Here is a 24,068-nt window from a genome sequence, read left to right on the forward strand (position 1 = left end):
GCAGTTTAAAGTGAATAGTCTATAAAATTTATCAGGAATTATTTTATGTTAAATTGTATTTTTCTCCACTTAGAGATTTAAATTGATTTTGATTTAATTTGTTAATAATCAGTATTTTATATTTTAACTCTATATTGTGAAATATTTGTTAAAATTAAATTAATGTTTAAATTTTGATATAATATATAAGTATTTTGAATATTATAATTTAATATTTTAAGATAAATTTTGATATTTGATTAAATATTTACTTACTTTTACCTCCCTAATTTTTATTTTACGAAGTATGAAAAAACTTTTACAAACGTGTATGCTGACTGCGGGAATATGGTCATCAGCACAAACCACCCTTATATCGCCCACGGTGAATAATGGAGGATTTGAATCCGGTACTACCGGTTGGACAGTTGTAAATGGTACAGAAACCAACAAATGGCAGGTAAGTACTGATGCAACTGCGGGATTTTCCGGAACAAATTCTGCTTATGTTTCTAATAGCGCAAGTGCGCCGTTTGCACATGCTTATACGGATACAAGTAGCTCTACGGTATTCATGTATAAGGATGTAACTTTTCCGGCAGGAGATGTAAAGGCTAATTTAACTTTTAAAACCCTTGTTCAGGGGGAAGGTACTTCTACTCTTTATGATTATCTGAGAGTATATCTGGTGCCTGCAACTTTTACTCCGGCGGCAGGTACTGTACCAAGTACAACAACCTATCCGAATAACTGGACATTCAACTTGAAGGGAGCCTCATGGACTGATCAGAACGTCAGTATCCCTCTTGGAAATTCTTCCGCTCCGGTTACCATGCGTCTGGTATTTATGTGGAGGAATGATTCATCAGACGGTACACAGCCTCCTGCTGCTATCGATGATATTACATTAGTTTCAAGCCCTCCGGGTAACTTTGTATCGGTTGCTACCGGAAACTGGAATGCGGCTTCAACATGGGATGCCAATGCTGTACCAACAGTCTATGACCATGCCACTGTTAATACCGGGCATACGGTTACAATAGATGCATCCAGCATGGGAGCCAACAACCTGACTGTAAAAGGAACTTTAGCTTATGGATCCACTCCAAGTTCGTTTGCTGTGAATGGTAACCTGAATATAAACCAGGGAGGTGTTTTCAATGTTTTTAACGGAACAACAGGAAAAACACTGAATGTAACCGGAAATATTGTTAATGATGGAACGATGGATCTTTCTGTGGGTTCCACAAGTTCAGGAAACCTTACACTTAACGGTACTGCCGTACAGTCGGTTTCCGGAGCAGGAACATTTAATAACGGTGTCATCAGAAACTTAACTTTTTCTAATACCAGCACTGCAATTCCTAACATTAACTGGTCGTTCGATAATATTAAGGTTGCCTACAACCTGAGTATGACCGGTGCGAGAGTGAATTTAGGAAACTATAAAATGACATTCGGAAATAATGCGGCGGGGAATACTCTTACTGCTCCAAGCGGAACAGGGTTTTTACCTGGAGCTAAATTCTCAAGATACTGGGCGGCTACCGGAACGGGAAGTAGCATTAGTGCGGGAAGTGACCCTACATCTACATCAAGCAAATATCCTTTTGTAACAGCAGCAGGTGTTGACAGATCTATGTTTATTACCAGAACTAACGCTACGGGAGCTGTGGCAGGAGAACTTGCAGCAATATACAACGATGCCGGTACAATGACTTCAGGTCTGAGTATTGCAGATGGTGCTTATACCGTTACAGACAGATATAACGGAAACTGGGCTGTATCTAATGAAGGAACATCTGTAAGTGCAGGTTCTTATTCTGTGGCCCTGCTTGCGCCGGGAGCTTTTCTTGCTGTCAATGGAAACAGCAGAATAATAACTGCCAACAGTGCTTTAGCCGGAGCTCATCAGAATGGAACAACAACGCCTGGAGCACAGCGTATAACCCTTCCTCAGGCTGATCTTCTGGCTGCTCCGTTATATATAGGTATTGCCAATTCAGATATACCGTTTGCTTCTGTTGCGAGCGGAAACTGGAATAATGCAGCTACCTGGAATAAAGGTTCAGTGCCGGTATGTACAGATGCTGTAATCATTTCCAATACCCATAATGTAACGGTAAACTCTGCTGCCAGCGTTTCTAAAAATGTAACGATTAATACAGGAGGAACTCTTACCATCGCTTCAGGAGATCTTACCGTGGGATGTACCAATAAAAATAATGTACTGGCTAATAATGGAACACTTACTGTTTCCGGAGGTACACTGAATGTAAATGGTAACATCAACAGTACATCTGCATCTACATTTAATCAGTCCGGAGGGGAAATTGTTGTGGATGGTAATGATGGAGGTGCTTCGGCAACTTCAGTAGCTTCAGGAACTCCAATCGTTCTGCTTAGCACCAGTAACATTAACTGGACAGGTGGTAATTTCACGGTGGTAGACCCTCATGCAAACTCTACTTCTACATCAGCTTTCTCTTATAGTAATAGCTCCAGCGTAGAAGTTTCCACTGCTCATACCCTGAAGTTAGGAAACGGAGTATCCACCGATGCAGGAGGAAACAGTGCTGCCCAGTTCAAAATGGATACCTATACAAGTACAGGAAGACTTAATTTAGGTAATCTTGAAATAAACACCCTGACAGGTACCAACAGAAATGTAACGATTCCTTATACTACACCGGTTAAAGGAAACGTAACTATATTCTCCGGCTCAGAATATGCAGGAGGATCAGTACTTGCAGTAGGGGGTAATCTGGTGAACAATGGTACATATACAAGTACCAGTACTTTACAGATGGCTTCTGCTACCGGTACTAATTTGGAGGCTTCAACCCAGGCTCAGAGCATATCAGGAACAGGAGTATTCAGAAACGCAGCAACAACTGCTACTGCTAATATTGCCAGTCTTACAATCAACAACTCAAATGCTGGTGGAGTTACACTAAATGTTCCATTATCAGTAAGCGGAACTCTAACACTTACAGCAGGAAAGGTAAATACGACTTCTGTTAATTTACTGACTTTAGGAACTGCAACTGCAACAGGAACTTTATCAGGTGGATCAAATTCAGCCTATATTAACGGACCTTTTGCCAGAACTATTGCTAATAACAATACAAGCTATGTACATTATCCGGTAGGAAAAACAACGTATGCGCCAGTTTGGTTATCTCCGGCTACTACCGCTGTTTCCAATATGAAAGCAGAAGCTTTCGATTCAAACTCAGGAACAGCTGAAACCGGTCTTGTTAATCTTTCTGCAAAAAGATGGGAAGCTCCACTGGTTTCCGGAACAATCACAAGCATTAATGTGAGACTTGGAGAGGCAGGTATTCAGAATATCAGCCTTCCTGTAATGGCTCCGGCAGCTTCAGGTGTTTATGCAAAAGTACTTGGTAACACCGGAACTTTTGCCGCCGGCACATCTACTTCTCCTAACACGATCCAGTCTACTACCGCAGCAGCTTCTGCTGATTATACAGGATTCCTGGCTTATGCGGAAAAAGATCCTAATCTTGCAACAGGTGAAACAGCACTTAATCAAAAAGCAATAAAAGTATATCCAAATCCTTTTGCTGATGTTCTGAATATTTCAGATGTGAAGAACGTAAAATCAGTTTCTGTGATCGATATTTCAGGAAGAGTAGTGAAGACAATCGACAGTCCTTCTTCTGTTCTTCAGCTTGGAGATTTGAAGCAGGGAATGTATCTGATTTCTCTGCAAATGAAAGACGGATCTGTACAGACAGTAAAAACTATTAAAAAATAAATTTTTTAGTATTAATCAGTGTTTTATGAATAGCGGCCTAATAGGTCGCTATTTTTTTTACGATATATTCAAATAAATTATTAATTTAACGAAAAATTTAAACTTAAAAATAATATGAAAAGAATTTTATTTTGGAGTATGCTTCTGATAAGTATATCCATGAATGCCCGGGTAGAGACAGGAAATCTCTCTCCGGATAAGAAAGAATTTAAGGCCCGGAATAAAGCATGGAACCCTCCGGCTAATGATGATTGTGAGAATGCAGTACAGCTTACTGTGAATTCAGATATGAATTGTAGTGTTTCCGTTGCGGGAACAACCCTGGATGCTACGGATTCAGGCTGGGATCCTGATACCTGCTACGGAAATCCTGATGATGATGTCTGGTATAAATTTACAGCAACAGCTTCCACTCATGTCATCTCTCTCAGAAATATCGTTTCGGTAGGAAGCGAGAATTCAACAGATATGTATTTCCAGGTGTTTAGCGGAACCTGTGGTAACCTCACCAGTATTGAATGCTCAGATCCTGAAGAAAACATTGTGAGAGAGCTTACTGTGGGAGAAACTTATTACATCAGGGTTTACAGTTATTACGGAGAGGGTAGGGCTCAGAATTTTAATATCTGTGTAGGAATGCTTCCTTCACCTCCTGCAAATGACGATTGTTCAGGAGCAGTAACCCTGTCTGTGAATGCAGATCTGTTTTGCGGTAATAAAACGTCCGGAACTACAATGGGGGCTACCGATTCGGGAGTTGATCCGTGTGAAGAAGGCCTGCCTGATGACGATGTTTGGTATAAGTTTACTGCAGTAGGGACTTCTCACATTGTCTCACTGAGCAACACGGATTCTATTTTTGGTTATGATTATCCAATTTTTGAAGTATTTAGCGGAGCATGCGGAACTTTGTCCAGTATCGGATGCTCAGAGTATGAGAGTTCTCGTGTATTTACCGGATTAACTCCCGGAGAAACCTACTATGTACGGGTATTCGGAGATGAGGACGGATATGTTACTTTTGATCTCTGTATAGGCACACTTCCCGTAGTTGCTCCTGTGAACGATGAATGTTCAGGAGCGGTAACGTTAACGGTAAATCCGGATATGAACTGCGGCAGTAAAATGTCAGGCCATACTGTGGAAGCCACGGATTCGGGGGTTGATCCTTGTGATGGTGAACCGGATGATGATGTATGGTATAAATTTACAGCAACAGGTGAATCTCATGTTGTTACCGTAAGTAATGTTAATACCCTCAGCGGATATGACGGAGCTCTTTTTGAGGTGTTCAGCGGTTCATGCGGCACACTTACCAATATCGTATGTTCAGATTATGAAGACTATCAGGTTGTGAGCGGGCTTACTCCGGGTGAAACTTATTACATCAGGGTATTCAGCAGTTATAATGAGAGGATTACCTTTGATATATGCATAGGGACGCTGCCTCCCGCACCGGCCAATGATGCCTGTTCAGGAGCTTTGGCTGCAACAGCATTCCCTTATAGCTATACTCAGACGGATGCGGCAGGAGCTACCAATAATGACGGGTTTATTGAGACCTGTACAGGTAGTGGAATGAATGACGGAACATGGTTTACATTTACAGGCAACGGGAATACTTTTGATATTTCGGTTACCTTACCTTCAGGAAGTAGCTTTGACCCTGAGATCGGGGTATACAGTGGAAGCTGTGGGAACCTGGAATGCGTGGGAACTGCGGATCTGGGAGGCTCAGGAGGAGCGGAAACCATTTCTGTTCCTACAACGGCCGGAACCGTTTATTATGTGAACGTAGGCCATTACAGCAGTTCATCGGATAATATGGAAGGAGCCTTTACCATTGCAATTAAAAACGGTTCTCTCGGAACTTCAGAAGTGTCCGTGGAAAAAGAGAAGATCAGGGCATATCCGAATCCGTTTAGCGAAACACTTAATATTACAGATATTTCAAAAGTACAGTCCATCACTGTTTCTGACAGTTCCGGAAGACAGGTGAAAAATATAGCTGCACCATCTTCTGTACTTCATTTGGGAGATTTAAAACAGGGAATGTATTTTATTTCGTTAAAAATGAAAGATGGATCAATGCAAACGATTAAAGTTATTAAAAAATAGTATAAAATTAGTTATTTTTAATTATTTAATAAATATCAGCCCTAAAGGCTGATATTTATTAATAAATTATGCGTAATTATTATTAATTTAACTGGTGAAATTAAATTGTAATTATTATGAAACGAATTTTACTTTGGTGCTTACTGCCGGTAAGTATAATCTTACATGCTAAGGTAGAGATAGGTACGTCATCCTTTGAAAAAAAGGAACCCGGTGAACGGAATAAAGCCTGGAATCCTCCTGCTAATGACAATTGTGAGGATGCAGTTCTTCTTACGGTAAATTCAGATCTGAACTGTGGTGTGGTTACAGCGGGAACCACATTAAACGCAACAGATTCAGATCTTGCCGGAAGTCCCTGTTTTGGATATCCTGATGATGATGTCTGGTATAAATTTACAGCAACAGCTTCCACTCATGTCATCTCTCTCAGAAATATCGTTTCGGTAGGAAGCGAGAATTCAACAGATATGTATTTCCAGGTGTTTAGCGGAGCCTGTGGGAACTTAACCAGCATTGTATGCTCAGATCCTGAAGAAAACATTGTCAGAGAGCTTACCGTGGGAGAAACTTATTATATAAGGGTTTACAGTTATTATGGAGTAGGGGTAGCTCAGAGTTTCAATATTTGTGTGGGAGCCCTTCCTCCTCCCCCGGCTAATGATGAATGCTCCGGAGCAATAACGTTAGCTGTAAATCCGGATATGAGTTGCGGGAGTAAAGTTTCGGGAACTACATTAGGTGCAACAGATTCAGGCATAGATTCCTGTGGTGGGGAACCCGATGATGATGTATGGTATAAGTTCACTGCTGTGGGTACCTCTCACGTAGTTTCATGGAGTAATAATAATGCTGTTACCGGATATGATTTCCTTTCTTTTCAAATCTTCAGTGGCTCATGCGGTACATTAATCAATGCCTTATGTTCTAATAATGAAGCTATGGCTGTTGCAAATGGGCTGACTCCGGGAGAAACTTATTATATCAGGATATACAGCACTGGTGACGGATATAATACCTTTGATATCTGTGTGGGAACAATTCCTCCTCCCCCGGCTAATGATGAATGTTCCGGAGCAATAACATTAGCTGTAAATCCGGATATGAACTGTGCCGGCAAGCTGTCGGGAAATACTGTAAGTGCCACAGATTCGGGAATTGCGGCTTGTGAAGGTGAGGCAAACGATGATATCTGGTATAAGTTTACTGCTGTGGGAACTTCTCATGTCATCACCTTAAGCAATACTGATTTTATTTTTGGTTACGATTCTCCTTTATTTGAGGTCTTTAGCGGCTCGTGCGGAACCCTGACCAGTATACTGTGTTCGGATTTTGAAGATTACAAGGTGATTAACGGATTAACGCCCGGGCAGACATATTATGTAAGAGTGTTCGGAGCTGATCAGTGGTATGTTTCTTTTGATATCTGTGTGGGAACAATTCCTCCTCCTCCTGTTAATGATGCGTGTTCAGGAGCTTTGGCTGCAACAGTATTCCCTTATAGCTATACTCAGTCTGATGCAGCGGGAGCTACCAATAATAACGGTTTTGTTGAAGTCTGTTCCGGAAATGAGATGAATGACGGAACCTGGTTTACCTTTACAGGAAACGGAGGTACATTCGATATCTCAGTTTCAATGCCTGCCGGAAGCTATTTTGATCCTGGGATCGGTGTGTATAGTGGAAGCTGTAATAGCTTAACATGTGAAGGAACAGTAAATGATGAAGAGATAGGAGAAACAGAAAAGATTTCTGTTTCTACGGTGGCAGGAACTGTATATTATGTAAACGTAGGATATTATAATGGTATTACAGATCTGCTAGAAGGAACATTTACGATTACAATCACTAATGATTCTCTCGGAACTTCAGAAGTTTCCGTGGAAAAAGAGAAGATCAGAGCATATCCGAATCCGTTTAGTGAAACACTTAATATTACAGATATTTCAAAAGTACAGTCCATCACTGTTTCTGACAGTTCCGGAAGACAGGTGAAAAATATAGCTGCACCATCTTCTGTACTTCATTTGGGAGATTTAAAACAGGGAATGTATTTTATTTCGTTAAAAATGAAAGATGGATCAATACAAACGATTAAAGCTATTAAAAAATAGTAAAAAATTAGTTATTTTTGATTATTTAATAAATATCAGCTCTAAAAGCTGATATTTTTTTATAAATTATGCATAATTATTATTAATTTAACTGTCAGAATTAAATTATAATTATTATGAAACGAATTTTACTTTGGTGCTTATTGCCGGTAAGTATAATCTTGCATGCTAAGGTAGAGATAGGTACGTTGTCCTTTGGAAAAAAGGAATCCGGTGAACGGAATAAAGCCTGGAATCCTCCGGCTAATGACAACTGTGAGAATGCAGTTCTTCTTACGGTAAATTCAGATCTGAACTGTGCTGTGGTTACAGCGGGAACCACACTCAACGCAACAGATTCAGGTCTTGCCGCAAGCCCCTGTTATGGAAATCCTGATGATGATGTCTGGTATAAATTTACAGCCACTGCTTCAGCTCATATGATTTCACTTAAAAATGTGGTTTCAGTGGGAAATCCCTTTTCTACCGATACTTATTTTCAGGTATTAAGCGGAGCCTGTGGAAGTTTAACAAGCATAAAGTGTTCAGACCCTCCCGAAAATCTGGTTACAGGACTTAATGTTGGGGAAACCTATTATATCAGGGTGTTTAGCTATGGACAGGCGGGAAGAGCCCAGAGTTTTAATATTTGTGTGGGAACCCTTCCTCCAACTCCTGCCAACGACGACTGTTCCGGGGCAATAGCATTAACGGTAAATCCTGACATGAATTGCAGCAGTAAAGTTTCAGGAACTACATTAAGTGCAACAGATTCAGGTATAGCACCCTGTCATGGAGAGCCGGATGATGATGTATGGTACAAGTTTACTGCCGTGGAAACTTCTCATATCATTTCATTCAGCAATGAGGAATCTGTTATAGGATTTGACAGTCTTCTTTTTGAGGTCTTCAGCGGCTCATGTGGTGCACTGACCAGTATTTCCTGTCCCGGTGATAACTCTGTTGCCAGTGTAAACGGACTGACTCCGGGAGAGACTTATTATATCAGAATATACAGTCATGATAACGGATACAGTACTTTTGATATCTGCGTGAGAACCCTTCCACCTCCTCCAGCCAATGATGAATGTACCGGAGCAATAACATTAGCTGTAAATCCGGATATGAGCTGTGGCAGCAAGCTGTCGGGAGGTAATGTAAGTGCCACAGACTCGGGAATTGTAGCTTGCGAAGGTGAGGCAAGCGATGATGTATGGTATAAGTTTACAGCAGTTGAAACTTCTCATGTCATCACTTTGAGCAATATTGAAACTGTTTTGGGCTATGCCAGCCCTGTCTTTGAGGTCTTCAGCGGCTCATGCGGAACTCTTACCAGTATGGTATGCTCAGACTTTGGTCTCTTTAAAATCCTTACCGGGCTGACTCCCGGAGAAACCTATTATGTACGGGTATTTGATGGCGAAACCGGGCATGTTTCTTTTGATATCTGTATAGGAACGCTTCCATCTCCGCCAGCTAATGATGAATGTACCGGAGCAATAGCATTAACGGTAAATCCGGATATGAACTGTGGCGGTAAACTCTCAGGAAGTACCGTAAGCGCTACCGATTCCGGTATTACACCTTGTGATGGTGAGCCGGATGATGATGTCTGGTATAAATTTACTGCGATGGCAACTTCTCATATCATTTCCTTAAGTAATATTGAATCTGTTTTGGGATATAGCTTTCCTCTGTTTGAGGTTTTCAGCGGCTCGTGCGGAACACTGTCCAGCATGCAGTGTTCGGATTATGGAGGCAGCCAGATTCTCACCGGATTAACTCCCGGAGCAACCTATTATATACGGGTATTTGGCGATCTTGACGGATATGTTACTTTTGATATTTGTATAGGAACCATTCCTCCCACTCCTGTAAATGATGCCTGTTCAGGGGCCTTAGCTGTAACAGCATTTCCTTACAGCTATACCCAATCGGATGCAGCAGGGGCCACCAATAATAATGGATTTATTGAAATCTGTACAAGCGGTGCCATGAATGACGGAACCTGGTTTACATTTACAGGAAACGGAAACAATTTTGATATTTCGGTTACTGTACCTGCCGGAAGTACCTTTGATCCTGAAATGGGTGTGTATAGTGGCAGCTGTGATAACCTAACATGCGAGGTAACAATGGATGAAGGAGCAATGGGAGAAGGAGAAACGGTTTCTGTTTCTACGGTAGCTGGAACTGTATATTATGTAAACGTAGGACATTACAGCAGTACTTCGGATGAGCTGGAAGGAACATTTACGATTACAATCACTAATGATTCCCTCGGAACTTCAGAAGTTTCTGCAGAAAAGAATAAAGTTAAAGTGTATCCGAATCCGTTTACAGAGATGTTGAATATTACAGATGTTTCAAACATACAATCTATCACTGTTTCCGATATGTCCGGAAGACAGTTGAAAAATATAAGTAAGCCATCCTCTGCGCTTCATTTGGGAGATTTAAAACAGGGAATGTATCTTATTTCTTTAAAAATGAAAGACGGATCGGTACAGGCTATGAAAATTATTAAAAAGTAGTAAGAACCCTGATTCTCTTTTATTATTCATAAAAATAGATCTGAAAAGTTGTTATGAATTTTACATAGCTATTGTTAAATTATTTGTTTAATCTAAAGTATATTGATTTATGAAAAAACTTCTATTTTCATGTTTCTTAATGTTAAGCATGATCATGAATGCCCAGATTGATCTGGGTACAGGAAGTACTAATACAGGGGCTGCCCCCGTAAGTACTTTATTTGAATATTCTTATGTTCAGCAGATTTTCACGAAACAGGAAATCAATGCCAATGCAGCAGGTAATATTACCGGGCTTAAATTTTATCTGAAGCCTAATGCGGTTATTACCAATTCATCTGATTGGACAGTCTATCTGGGGCACACTTCAAAAGCAAACTTTACCTCAGGCAATGACTGGATTCCGGTTGCTGATCTCACACAGGTATATGAAGGAAGTGTTACCCAGAACAACGGGGTAGTGGAGGTAACTTTTACCACTCCTTTTCCTTACAACAATACCCAGAATCTGGTAGTGGCCGCTCAGGAACATATGCAGGGATATGATTCCAATAGTCTCAGTGAGGCTTTTTATGTGTATAATATTTCAGTGGCAGGATCTTCTCTTCAATACAAGGAAGATGATGATCCTTTTGATATCGGAAACCCGGTAGGAGGAATATTAAGCGGAAATAAATCCGTTATTACCATCATGGGGCTTACTTTAAGTCCTGTACCGACATGTCCTACGGTGACTTATCCTGCCAACAATGCTCAGTTTGTTCCGTTATCTCCAAATATTACCTGGAGCGCACCAGCAGGTGCCCAAAGTTATAAAGTATCCATAGGAACTGCACCGGGCGGAACGGATATTGCCAACCAGGAATCAGTAACAACAGCAAGCTTTACCCCTTCCACACCTCTTGCCGGCAACACGACTTATTATCTTAAGCTGGTTGCAGTAGGAACCGGAGGAGAGTCTGCCGGCTGTTCAGAAACGACATTCAAAACCATTCCACCTCCACCATCCAATGATGAATGTGCAGATGCTGTTGAATTGACGGTAAGTCCTACTACAGAGTGCAGCAATCCGGTAGCCGGATATACATTAGGGGCTACGAACTCCGGAGTACCCACAGGTGCCTGTTATGGAAATCCTGATGATGATGTATGGTATAAATTTACGGCTACCGCTTCCACGCATCTGATTTCACTTATCAATATTGTTTCAGCGGGAAGTTTTAATTCTACGGATACTTATTTTCAGGTTTTAAGCGGGGCATGCGGCAGTATGTCGAACGTATTATGCTCAGATCCTGAAACAGCACTGGTTAATGGTCTTACACCTGGAGATACCTATTACATAAGAGTATACAGCTATGGAGGAACCGGCAGGGCTCAGGGTTTTAATATCTGTGTAGGTACATTACCTCCTCCTCCGGTCAATGATGCCTGTTCCGGTGCGTTGGCAGCAACAGCATTCCCTTATAGCTATACCCAGGCTGATGCAAGCGGAGCGACCAATAATAATGGATTTATTACAGTCTGTTCCGGTGGAATGAATGATGGTACATGGTTTACCTTTACAGGAGACGGAGATACTTTTGATATTTCAGTATCCATGCCGGCGGGAAGTTCGTTTGATCCGGAATTAGGGGTTTACAGCGGAAGCTGTGATAATCTTTCCTGTGAGAAATCAGTAGATGATGGAGGTAACGGAGGTACCGAAACAGTTTCCATACCTACTGTTGCAGGAACAGTTTATTATGTAAATGTAGGGCATTACAGTGGTGGTACGAATGGTCTTGAATGGCCGTTTACCATCAATATCAGTAAAGGAGCTCTTGGTACGGCAGAAACAGCTAAGGCCAAAGATGCAGTGAAAGTATATCCTAATCCGTTTACGGATGTCCTGAACATTTCAAAAATAGAACTGGTAAAAGCAGTTTCTATTTCAGATGTTTCAGGAAGGCTGATGAAAACAATTGAGAACCCTTCTTCTGCGCTTTATCTGGAAGACCTGAAACAGGGAACATATCTGGTGATTTTAAATATGAAGGACGGTTCAAGGCAGACCGTGAAAGTAATCAGAAAATAATATTTCAATTTTTAACAGATAACAGCAGCTCAAAAGGCTGCTGTTTTTTTTATATAGTTGAAGAACGGAATTTATGGGAAGAACTTTAGATAGTGGCTGTTATATAATCCAATAGACATAGGGGTTTTCTTTAATGAAAATATCAATTTGTGGAGAAATATTATTTTTTCATTGATTTGTGAAAAAATAAAAAATCATTTAAATGGTTTGTTTTTTTAATTTAAAGTAATTCTTTAGTTTAAATATTGCTAAATTAGTTGCTTAAACACTAAAATATACTAATTTATGAAAAAACTTCTATTTTCATGTTTCTTAATGTTAAGCATGATCATGAACGCCCAGATCGAACTGGGCACAGGAAGTACGAATGTAGGCACTGCTCCCATAAGTACTTATTACGGCTATTCTTATGTTCAGCAGATTTTCACGAAACAGGAAATCAATGCCAATGCAGCAGGTAATATTACCGGGCTTAAATTTTATCTGAAGCCCAATGCGGTTATTACCAATTCATCTGATTGGACAGTCTATCTGGGACACACTTCAAAAGCAAACTTTACCTCAGGCAGTGACTGGATTCCGGTTGCTAATCTCACACAGGTATATGCAGGAAGCGTTACCCAGAACAATGGGGTAGTGGAGGTTACTTTTACCACTCCTTTTCCTTACAACAATACCCAAAATCTGGTAGTGGCTGCTCAGGAACATATGCAGGGATATGATTCCAATAGTTTCAGTGAGGCTTTTTATGTGTATAATGTTTCGGTAGACGGATCTTCTCTTTATTACAGAAACGATGATACCCCTTTTAATATCGGAAACCCGGCAGGAGGAACATTAAGCGGAAATAAATCCGTTATTACCATTCAGGGGCTGACTCTGAGCTCTGTACCGGCATGTCCTATGGTGACTTATCCTGCCAATAATGCACAGTTTGTTCCGCTGTCTCCGAATATTACCTGGAACGAGCCGCTGGGTGCCCAAAGTTATAAAGTATCCATAGGAACTACACCGGGCGGAACAAATATTGTCAACCAGCAATCGGCAGCAACAGCAAGCTTTACCCCTTCCACACCGCTGACTCCCAACACGACTTATTATCTTAAGGTGGTTTCAGTAGGACCCGGAGGAGAATCTGCCGGCTGTTCAGAAACGGTATTCACAACTGTTCCACCTCCACCAGCCAATGATGAATGTGCAGGTGCTGTTGAATTAACGGTAAGTCCTACTGCCGAGTGCAGCAACCCGGTAGCCGGATATACATTAGGGGCTACGGACTCCGGAGTACCCACAGGGACCTGTTATGGAAACCCTGATGATGATGTATGGTATAAATTTACGGCTACCGCTTCCACGCATCTGATTTCACTTACCAATATTGTTTCGACTGGAAGCTCCAGCTCCACGGATACTTATTTTCAGGTTTTAAGCGGGGCATGCGGCAATTTGTCGGATGTATTATGCTCAGATCCTGAAATGGCACTCGTTAATGGTCTTACACCTGGAGATACCTATTACATAAGAGTATACAGCTATGGAGGAACCGGCAGGTCTCAGAGTTTTAATATCTGTGTAGGTACATTACCTCCTCCTCCGGTCAATGATGCCTGCTCCGGAGCATTGGCAGCAACGGTATTCCCTTATAGTTATACCCAGGCTGATGCAAACGGAACAACCAATAATGATGGATTTATTGAAGTTTGTTCCGGAGGGATGAATGATGGTACATGGTTTACCTTTACAGGAGATGGAGATACTTATAATATTTCAGTATCCATGCCGGCGGGAAGTTCGTTTGATCCGGAATTAGGGGTTTACAGCGGAAGCTGTGATAATCTTTCCTGTGAGGAATCAGTAGATGATGAAGGTTCTGGAGGTACCGAGACAGCTTCCATAGCTACTGTTGCAGGAACAGTTTATTATGTAAATGTAGGCTATTACGGCAGTAGTACAGATGATATGGAATGGCCGTTTACCATCAATATCAGTAAAGGAGCTCTTGGTACGGCAGAAACAGCTAAAGCTAAAGACGCAGTGAAAGCATACCCGAATCCGTTCACGGATGTCCTGAACATTTCAAAAATAGAACTGGTGAAAGCAGTTTCTATTTCAGATGTTTCAGGAAGACTGGTAAAAACAGTTGATAACCCTTCTTCTGCGCTTCATCTGGCGGACCTGAAGCAGGGACTTTATTTTGTCACATTACAGATGAAAGACGGATCTAAGCAGACCATCAAAGCCATTAAAAAATAAAAATAATCTGTTGTATCATAGAAAAAGACGGCCCAGGCCGTCTTTTTTATTACTTATCACTCATTACTCATTACTTATCCGGTACCGGCTGTATTTCTCCTGTATTCATAAGATCAAAAATGGTAGGGAAAAAAGTGACCAATATAAAATAAATGATAATCATCAAAACAATCAGGGCAAATAGAATAATGACCAGACTGTTCGGTTTGTTTTTCTTTTTTGGTTCCATGACTTTGTGGTATTTGGTGAATAGATTTAACTGATACCCTATATCAAGCTAATTTCTTGCCACACTATTCCCGTATATTGTTTAATTGTCAATATCCGCGGTTTTATAAATCAGTTTCAGAAGCAGTACCCACAAATTGTAAAATGGTTTCTGATCTTTAATTTAACCTCGGTTCAGGATAAGAATATCTGATAGATGCAGGTTTAAAGCCGGAGGATGGAAGAGGATGGACCTGATTTTATTTAATTTGGTTCTCCGGAGGTTTTCAATCCATATAATTAATAAACTTTCAGGCTTTTACACTTAAACACTTTAACCCCGAAATCAGGTTAATTTATTAAAATCGCATCTGTTGTGTCGAATTGGGGAACAGGCGTTTTTATCTGCAGAGTAATCCGGTTAAGCTAATTCTGTTTTTTATAAAAGCTGCAGGTCCCTTACCAATGCAAGGAACCTTTTAGCTTTATCAATTGTGTTTAAAGGCTTCCTGGTAATTATTCTTTTATGATTTTCACGCGTTCCGTACCCGTTGTTTTTTGTATTTCAGCAATGTATGCTCCTGGTTTTAATATGGAGAGATCGATAGCCCGGTCTTTGAAGTTTATACTTTTCTCAGATACGAGCCTGCCGGTCATATCAAAAACCTTAACGGACTGAATTTTTTCATCAGGCTGAAAATACAGGTTGTTTTTAAAAGGATTAGGATAAACATTTGTCTTTTTATCCTTTACATATTCTTTCGTTCCCAATGTAGATCCTGTGGTTACTGTGAAATCATCCAAAAGGAGGCAGACTGCCCGTTTTTGCAGATGTTCAGGAAATAGGGGATTATCGTAAAATTCAGAAATATAATGAATGGCCAGATAGACTTCCGTATTGCTGTACGCATCAAGATCTATCACAAATTCAGTCCAGTCTGGGTTGGTGAAATAATCGCCGTTATACACTTTTGGAAAAGCGGTGAAGCTTTGAGGGTCAGTATCTGTTGTTGAAATCAGGACATCAAACTTTTCATGTTTATTATAGTCCATATGAGATGATTTTACATAAAATGAGAGCTTATTTCCATGAGGACCCAATTGTATTTTAGGAGAGATGATCCAGTCGTTGTTCGGAGGAAGCAGTGCTGCAAACATTCCTAAAGCTTTTTGTCCTGTTCTGGCTTCAAAGTTTCTATAGTTGGGAATATTGATGTCCGCCACTCCTGGGGTAGCGGTTGTACTGTTAATAATTTTTCCGGCAAAAGGGTGAAATTCATTACCAGGAAAAAAGACTCCCAAAATTGCAATCTGGTCTTCCGCATCTAGATCTGTCAGAGTCCAGTTACCGATTCCGGAATAAATCCAGTCCGGATACTCTTCAAAACTGTCATGAAAAAGAACTGTACTATTTTGACCGCTGGCGAACAGCGAGCTTAAAAAATAAAGCATGAGTAAAATTTTACTTTTCATAATTTTTGTTATTTTTAGATTCAGATTGTAAAGTTAAAAGCACAGAAATGAAAGCAAAAAAAATCCCTGTTACAAAATATTTCATGCAGATATTGAAACATTTCAAAATATTTCAGTCTGAATTTAATGTGTTGTTTATCAGGGTTTTAAATGTGCGGTTTCTTTGTTTTTTGTGCCTGTTTTTTTGGTCGTCGATAACCTGTCAGAACGCTGAGAAAAATAAGAAGGTATTTTTGATGCTGAATGAAATAAGGAACCTTCAGGGTACTGATGAAAATAAAGCCCTGAATCTGCTTAATGAAGCTTTGGATTATGAAAAAAAGCTGCCGGATACTTTACTGATAAAGCTGTACGATACTGCGGGAATGTTCTATGATTCTCAGGAAGTATATGATTATGCTTTAAATTATTATAATTCTGCATTACTTCTTCAAAAAAAAATAAATTCCCGGGATCAGTATATCACTCTCAAGAATATCGGGAATGTATATTATAACCTGGCCAAAAATAATATGGCCAAAAAATACTGGCTGGAAGCATTGGAGGGGTATAAAAAAAATCACGTTCCTAAAATTTACGCTTTGTATAATAATCTTGCCATATTGGAAGAGACTTCAGGAAACTATGATAATGCAGAAAAAATGTATAATAATGCTTTGGCCAGCAGTACAAGATTAAAAGACAGTAAGGGTCAGATTATGGCTTATCAGAATTTAGGGATTGTAAGTTTTAAATTAAAAAAATTTAAAGAGGCATTAAATTTTTTCTTCATTGCAGAAAAATTAGCTTCCCGATATAATGAACAGGATGATCTGGCCAGATCATTTTACAATCTGGGATATTTTTATTATAGCCTGCCTGTTAAAAATAAAGACTCCGCAGAATATTATCTGAATAAATCATTTTTACTGGGCAAGAATATTAAAAACACGAATATTCAGAAATTAAGCTCTGAAACCCTGATTAAACTGTATGAAGAAGATCATAAAACAGAATTGGCTAATTTCTATTTGCATCAGACAAAACAGATCAGTGAAGTTGAACTTAATAGAATGAATGACAAACAGATTCGTAAAATAGAGTTTAAATATCAGCAGAAATTAAAAGAGGAGGCAAATATTTCAAAACAAAAAAGACAGAACTGGATCTATTTCACATCTTTTTTCGTTCTTGTCACAGGGTGTATTATCTTATTTCTTATTTATAAACTGCAGAAAATTAAATTAATAAAGACAGGGTTAGAAAATGAGCTGCTTCTTGAAAAATTAGATGAACGGAATAAAGAAATTACTAAAAAAAGCCTTGAAGTACTTCATGCCAGCGAAATACTGGACGTAACAAAACGAAAGTTAACAGGTTTAAAAGGAAAACCGGAAGTGAAAACACAGGTTACTTCTATTTTGAATGAAATTAAAAGCAGCGAGAAAGTTTTAAATCTTGAGGAATTTGAAAAAGTTTTTCAGGATATTCATAAAGATTTTTATAAAAAACTTATAGAATTGCACCCTGATTTATCAAGAACCGATCTCAGGCTTTCGGCCTTTTTACGCTTAAACCTTTCTACAAAAGATATTTCTGCTATTACAGGACAAAGCCAGAACAGTATCAATATTGCCAGACATCGGCTAAGGAAGAAAATAAAGCTCAAAGAGCATGAGAGTATCATTAATTATTTAATCAATGTTGTATAAATTGGTGATGATCTGAAATGTATTTTTGAAAATAGAATTTTACGTCAGTTTCTTGCCACACTGTTTGCAGTATCTGGCATCATCATCAATATCTTCATTACCGCAGCGGTCACAAACCTTTTCCAGATTCTGTCTTTTGTTCCGCATTTCTGCTGTTACAATTCCTGTGGGAACGGCAATAATGGAATAACCCGCAAGCATCAGAATAACGGCAAAAAATTTCCCCAAAGGAGTAATGGGAGATACATCTCCATATCCAACGGTAGTTACTGTAACCACCGCCCAGTAAATAGATTGCGGAATAGTTTCAAATCCGGGTCTGCCTCCTTCCACCATAAACATCATAGAACCTACAATAACTGAAAAAATAATCAGGAACAGAAGGAAAATGTAGATCTTTCTGGAGCTGTTTTTCAGTGCTCTTACGATGAGGTAGCCATCGTTCATGAAATCAAGGAGATTGAAGATTCTGAAAATTCTGAGCATTCTGAGCATTCTGAATATCAGGAAATATTTTGTGATCGGGAAAAAGAGGCTCAGATAAAAAGGAATCAGCGCAAGAAAATCAATAATCCCGAAAAAACTGAAGATATATTGTTTTTTATTTTTTACTACCGCAATACGCATCAGGTATTCTGCGGAGAAAAACAGAGAGATAATCCATTCCAGGATCAGGAAGGTGTAATGGAACCTCTTGTCGAGTTTAGGTACACTTTCCATCATAATAATCGCCGTACTTGCAAGAATTAATGATAAGAGGATGATGTCGAACAGCTTTCCGAGCTTTGTATCGGCGCGGTAAATTATGCGGTAAAGGAATCTTTTCCAGAGTTTATCTTCAGGAACAAGGTTATGTTCTCTCTCCATTTCAAAAACAGTATTTCACAGTAAAGTTAATAATTTCCCCCATAGGCCGGGTAAAGATAGGATTGTTGCTACATATCTGCAAATGTTAAAAGTTTTTCTATCATTAAAAAGTGAATTATTTTACATTAATGTAATGGTTTTCAGTGACTTGTATTGTGTAATATACGAATATAAAATTGAAATTAAAAATTTATTTTTTAACATAATTTGTTATTCAATGTGTAATTTTATTCTACAAAAAAACAATCATTATGAGAAAAATATTAATTTCGTGGATCTCAATCTGCATGTATGGTATTTTGTACGCGCAGGTTGGCATCAATACAAGTTCTCCAAACGGAGCAGCCGTATTGGATATCGTTTCCAATCAGAAAGGTCTTCTTATTCCGCGTCTTACTGATACAGAAAGAGATACAAATCTGGCAGACAATACTACTGCTACCGTACCGCCTGCCGGAATGCCGAATCCTGCTCTTGTTGCAGGTACACTTATTTTTAATACAACATCCAATAATTTCCAGTATTGGGATGGCCTTCTCTGGAGGCAGCTCTTTGTTCCCACATCATCTCAGGCTGGTAACGACGGTGTCGTTAAAATAAATTCTGGAAACGCAGATGTAAAACCTTCCCTCAACCTCAGCGGATCAGGTAGCGGATATGGATTAAGACAGCAGGTAGTGTACAGCACTCCTTTGGTCTTTGCTCCAAGCCCTACAACAAGCTGGCCGGAAACAACAGTTCCTTTCCCCGGAACTACGGCTAATATCTACAATTCGGGTAAATGGAGAGAAAATGAAATTTATGGCCAGGTTCATGCCTGGAGACTTATTGTGAATGTGATAGCCGGAGCTAATTCTTCAGGGTCTGTAAAAGCGACCTTTAAAAATCCGGATTCAGGATTTGAAATCAACTCGATTCAGCTTGTTCCCAGCGGGTCGGGGTCCGGAAACCTTCTTACCTTCTACTTTTATACCATTGCAGACGCTGCCAGTCTTGATCCGGGCAGAGGGTACCAGCTTTTCCTTGAAGCAGATCTCACATGTACCGCCGTTGTAGATTCCTTTACAAGAATATCTCTCTTTAAAGATTAAAAACTAGGGAGTGGTTTTAGTTTGAAACTCAGCCGGCTTTCAACAGGCCGGCTTTTTATTGTGTCAGAAATATTTTCAGGGTTTTTCTAAAAATCAATATCTTCGTTGAAACTGAAAATTTATATCATGAAGTTAAAAACGGTTATTTCAAAAATTGAAGAGGAGATCAGTATCAGACAGGCAGAGGACTTTGATAACGTAGGATTGTTATGCGGTGTTCCGGACCGGGATGTTTCCGGAATTCTGGTGTGTCACGACGCCCTGGAAAATGTAGTGGAGGAGGCTGTTCAGAAAAACTGTAATCTCATTGTCTGTTTCCATCCCATCATTTTTTCCGGATTAAAATCTCTTACCGGGAAAAACTATGTGGAAAGAGCGGTTTTAAAAGCGATTGAAAATAAAATTGCCATTTATGCCGTACATACGGCGTTTGATAACGACTTCTTCGGGGTAAATCATGGCATTTGCAGCCATCTTGGTTTGAACAATATGAAGATCCTTCAGCCTAAAGAAAATAATTTAAAACAACTGACGGTTTTTGTCCCTTCAGAATTTTCTGAGAAAGTAAAAGAAGCCATGTTTGCCGCTGGAGCCGGAAATATAGGATTTTACGATGAGTGCAGCTTTTCCGTAAACGGAAACGGTACATTCAGACCTGTTGAAGGTTCCAACCCTTTTTCCGGACAGCAGAATATCCGTGAAAATGCAGATGAAAATATGATTTCGGTTATTTTTGAAGGACACAAACAGGGGCAGGTTGTAGCTGCAATGAAACAGGCACATCCTTATGAGGAAGTAGCCCACCAGATTTACAGCCTGGACAACAAAAACCATCATTCCGGACTGGGGATGTATGGTGAACTTGATGACGCGATGGAAGAAAAAGACTTCTTACAGCTGGTGAAAGATAAATTCGGGCTTGAAATGATCCGTCACTCTGCATTCAATGATAAAAAAATCAAAAGAGTAGGGGTTCTGGGAGGTTCCGGAGCAGGCGGAATAAGAACTGCTCTGTCTAAAAAATGTGATGCCTATCTTACCGGAGATATCAAGTACCACGATTTTTTTCTTGCAGAATCCAAAATGCTGATCTGTGATATAGGTCATTATGAATCAGAACAATTGGTTACCCAACAATTATTTGAAATTTTGTCACAAAAATTTAGTACATTTGCAATTTCAAAATCTATTGAAAAAACAAACCCAGTAAATTATTTCATTTAAATATGGCAAAAACCAACGATATTTCAGTTGAAGAAAAATTAAGAGCTTTATACGATTTACAGATCATTGATTCAAGATTGGATGAAATCCGGAATACCAGAGGAGAATTGCCAATTGAAGTTGAAGATCTTGAAATTGAGATTGAAGGACTTGAAAAAAGAGCTGAAAAATTTCATGCAGACATTAAAGATCAGGACGACCAGATCAAAACAAAGCATGAAGTAATCAACCATGCAAAAACTTTAATTGAAAAATACAAATCTCAGCAGGATAATGTAAGAAACAATAAAGAGTTTGAAGCATTAGGTAAAGAAATTGAATTCCAGGATCTGGAAATTCAGCTTGCTGAAAAAAGAATTAAAGAATTCGGAGCTAAAATTGCTCATAAAAATGAAACTTTAAGTGAACTGAACGCAAAGATCGACGATCTTAAGAATCACCTGAAATTCAAAAAAGAAGAATTAGACGGCCTGATCTCTGAAACTCAGAAAGAAGAGGAATACCTGATCGAGCAGTCTAAAGAATTTGCAAGCCAGATCGACGAAAGATTATTGGCTTCTTACAACAGAATCAGAACCAACTCTATCAACGGTCTTGCAGTAGTAGGATTAGAGAGAGGGGCTCCTAAAGGTTCATTCTTTACCATTCCGCCTCAGAAGCAGATGGAAATTGCCCAGAGAAAGAAAATCATCATCGATGAGCATTCCGGAAAAATCCTTGTTGACGACGAGTTGGTAATGGAAGAAAACGAAAAAATGAAATCTGTAATTAAATTCTAATTGCTGGTTTTTTAAATAACACAGAACTGCTTCAGAAATGGAGCAGTTTTTTTATAGTAGGGAATTAATCAACTAAATGATAAAACTTACCCTAGAATATAAATCCGTTTCAACAAAGTTGAAACAGATTTTATACTATACAATCTGAAAATATCAATTATTTTTAGGAACATAGCCTTCTTTTATCGTTACATTTCCGAAAGAATCTATATAGCCAAAGACTTCATCATAATTTTCATAAAAAGACTGGAGCCCTACGAAATTTTTCTCAGACGAAAGCCGGTGGCTGTAAATAAGCGGAAGAATTTGTTTTCCGGTATTATCATAAATCCCGAATTTTGATCTTTGAGCGACCAAAAAGAAATCCAGTTCCGTATTTCGGATATAGCTGAACTGTGCAGGAATAATTTCCTTAGCCTCTTTTACATGATATACTCCCCATTGTTTGTCACCTGTGTCGGGAGATTTTCTGGCTACATATACATATCCCGTCATCGCAGATTCTGTAATCATATCATAGATGTTATTGAGGATGATTTTGTAGTTATTATCCATAATCCCGTATTTTCCGTCTTTCTTAAAGTATATAAAATGATTGGGGTGGTTGGCCGTCATGGAAGGTTCAAAAGTAAGAATGGGCTGATTAGAAGCAACAAAGGCTTCCGGCAGAATCTCATCATAGATAAAATCTGAAATAACTTTTCCTTCTTTCACAATGGCCAGTTTATCTTTTTTTCTTAAAAACAGAAAAGGTTCTGAATGTTGCTCATAAGAATTTACCAGGTAGATGACCTCATCATAACCTACATTAAACCTTACTTTTTTGCCGTCCAGGGTCATTAAGTCTTCTGTCTGATCTTTTGTATCACCTGTATTGATCACGCCTTTTGCGTAGTAATCGGAGGCAGCTATAAAATTATATTTAAAATCTGTAATTGGTTTAAGATCTTTGGTGAAAAGGGCCGCTTTGTTGTGTTGATTATGAACGGCCACTGCCACATTGTTATCATTTCCTATATCATTAAAATAGTGCATTGCTTCTTTTATGATAAGATTTCCTTTCAGATCATAGGCGTATTTTTTATCATCATCGGTTCCGGCCACAAGAAACTTTGCTTTTTCCATATAAGTGACATAGCTGAACTTTGCCGGGATAATCATTTTCGATGATGACAGATCATACACTCCGAATTTATTTTTATCCGCAGGGCTGGCCACCATAAAAAGAGTATCGGTGAGACGGATAGCTTTCCCAAACTTTTTAGACAGTTTATAAATATCGGGATTATTATCAAGTGAAGCTCCCTGAAGCTTATACAGACTTTCCTTATGTTTGATCTGTTCACCTTTTTTATTGAGATAGATATAGGATTCTCCCTGCTTTGCCTTGAAAATAGAATCTTTAAAAATCCCTGATTCAAACTTTTCCGGCTGGATTCTTCTGGCAACAGGCCGGTATTCCTCAAACCAGAGGTGGTCATAGATGAAACGAGTTTTCAGGCTGCCGTAATAGTCGGATATGGCCCATCCTTTTTCATTTTGAAGAAGAAAATGATCATGGTAGCCGGGAAGTCCGGTCCAGGTATTATAGATTCCGCGGATTTGTTTGTATTCATTTTTAAGGATCTCTTTACCAAAAAGATCTATTACCCCCAGCTTATTGTCTTTAACCGTCCCGGCATAAATCAAAAGAGGATTAAGGCTGATCGTATCAAACTTTCCTATACCGTCATAGCCCCTTTCTTTTTTCAGCTTTAGATATTCGGATTCAATAAGGGTTCCGGTTTTATCGGTCTGAAGCTTTTGTTGTGAAGCCAGGGAAGCAGATAAACATAAAAATGCAAGTAAGAAACTTTTAAAACGGGTATAATGTGTAAACATGGTTATATTTTCTGAGATCA

General features: G+C 39.3%; 14 protein-coding genes. 10 read left to right on the forward strand and 4 right to left on the reverse strand.

The window, feature by feature from the left end; translation table 11 throughout:
• The first annotated feature begins 286 nt into the window (after positions 1–286).
• The 6 genes from AC106S_RS11075 (at position 287) to AC106S_RS11100 (ending at position 14,835) form a co-directional block, all read left to right on the forward strand.
• The gene (locus tag AC106S_RS11075; RefSeq protein ID WP_482439128.1) at positions 287–3,760 is read left to right on the forward strand and encodes a T9SS type A sorting domain-containing protein; all 3,474 of its coding nucleotides are present in this window, start codon (positions 287–289) and stop codon (positions 3,758–3,760) included.
• 114 nt (positions 3,761–3,874) lie between these two features.
• Positions 3,875–5,878 (forward strand): T9SS type A sorting domain-containing protein, encoded by a 2,004-nt coding sequence (locus AC106S_RS11080; protein WP_482439129.1) that lies wholly within the window; start codon positions 3,875–3,877, stop codon positions 5,876–5,878.
• Between the two features lie 116 nt (positions 5,879–5,994).
• On the forward strand, positions 5,995–7,992 hold the full coding sequence (locus tag AC106S_RS11085; RefSeq protein WP_482439130.1) for a T9SS type A sorting domain-containing protein: 1,998 nt from the start codon (positions 5,995–5,997) through the stop codon (positions 7,990–7,992).
• Between the two features lie 116 nt (positions 7,993–8,108).
• Complete coding sequence (locus tag AC106S_RS11090; protein ID WP_482439131.1) at positions 8,109–10,505, forward strand: T9SS type A sorting domain-containing protein; 2,397 nt, start codon at positions 8,109–8,111, stop codon at positions 10,503–10,505.
• Between the two features lie 109 nt (positions 10,506–10,614).
• Positions 10,615–12,582 (forward strand): T9SS type A sorting domain-containing protein, encoded by a 1,968-nt coding sequence (locus AC106S_RS11095; protein ID WP_482439132.1) that lies wholly within the window; start codon positions 10,615–10,617, stop codon positions 12,580–12,582.
• 285 nt (positions 12,583–12,867) lie between these two features.
• On the forward strand, positions 12,868–14,835 hold the full coding sequence (locus tag AC106S_RS11100) for a T9SS type A sorting domain-containing protein (RefSeq protein ID WP_482439133.1): 1,968 nt from the start codon (positions 12,868–12,870) through the stop codon (positions 14,833–14,835).
• Positions 14,836–14,905: 70 nt separating this feature from the next.
• Here AC106S_RS11100 and AC106S_RS11105 read toward each other — a convergent pair whose 3' ends face one another.
• Together AC106S_RS11105 and AC106S_RS11110 are read right to left on the reverse strand one after the other, a co-directional pair.
• Entirely contained in the window at positions 14,906–15,064 is a 159-nt protein-coding gene (locus AC106S_RS11105) for a hypothetical protein (protein WP_482439134.1), read from the reverse strand.
• 494 nt (positions 15,065–15,558) lie between these two features.
• Entirely contained in the window at positions 15,559–16,515 is a 957-nt protein-coding gene (locus AC106S_RS11110) for a choice-of-anchor J domain-containing protein (RefSeq protein ID WP_482439135.1), read from the reverse strand.
• A 236-nt stretch (positions 16,516–16,751) separates the two neighbouring features.
• Here AC106S_RS11110 and AC106S_RS11115 point away from each other — a divergent pair, with 236 nt between their 5' ends.
• Positions 16,752–18,206 carry a tetratricopeptide repeat protein gene (locus AC106S_RS11115; RefSeq protein WP_482439136.1) on the forward strand — a complete coding sequence of 485 codons (1,455 nt, stop codon included), beginning with the start codon at positions 16,752–16,754 and terminating at the stop codon, positions 18,204–18,206.
• Positions 18,207–18,245: 39 nt separating this feature from the next.
• Here AC106S_RS11115 and AC106S_RS11120 read toward each other — a convergent pair whose 3' ends face one another.
• Positions 18,246–19,073, reverse strand: a complete 828-nt coding sequence (locus AC106S_RS11120; protein WP_482439137.1) for an ion transporter — start codon at positions 19,071–19,073, stop codon at positions 18,246–18,248.
• A 251-nt stretch (positions 19,074–19,324) separates the two neighbouring features.
• Here AC106S_RS11120 and AC106S_RS11125 point away from each other — a divergent pair, with 251 nt between their 5' ends.
• The 3 genes from AC106S_RS11125 to AC106S_RS11135 all read left to right on the forward strand — a co-directional run bounded on the left by AC106S_RS11125 (position 19,325) and on the right by AC106S_RS11135 (position 22,167).
• On the forward strand, positions 19,325–20,164 hold the full coding sequence (locus AC106S_RS11125) for a hypothetical protein (protein ID WP_482439138.1): 840 nt from the start codon (positions 19,325–19,327) through the stop codon (positions 20,162–20,164).
• Between the two features lie 126 nt (positions 20,165–20,290).
• Positions 20,291–21,388 (forward strand): Nif3-like dinuclear metal center hexameric protein, encoded by a 1,098-nt coding sequence (locus tag AC106S_RS11130; protein WP_482439139.1) that lies wholly within the window; start codon positions 20,291–20,293, stop codon positions 21,386–21,388.
• Positions 21,389–21,390: 2 nt separating this feature from the next.
• Entirely contained in the window at positions 21,391–22,167 is a 777-nt protein-coding gene (locus AC106S_RS11135) for a zinc ribbon domain-containing protein (RefSeq protein ID WP_482439140.1), read from the forward strand.
• Positions 22,168–22,320: 153 nt separating this feature from the next.
• On the opposite strand, the gene AC106S_RS11140 is transcribed toward AC106S_RS11135, so the two are convergent.
• Positions 22,321–24,048 (reverse strand): hypothetical protein, encoded by a 1,728-nt coding sequence (locus AC106S_RS11140; protein ID WP_482439141.1) that lies wholly within the window; start codon positions 24,046–24,048, stop codon positions 22,321–22,323.
• Positions 24,049–24,068: the final 20 nt, after the last annotated feature.

It is taken from the genome of Chryseobacterium sp. FR054, assembly GCF_056844565.1.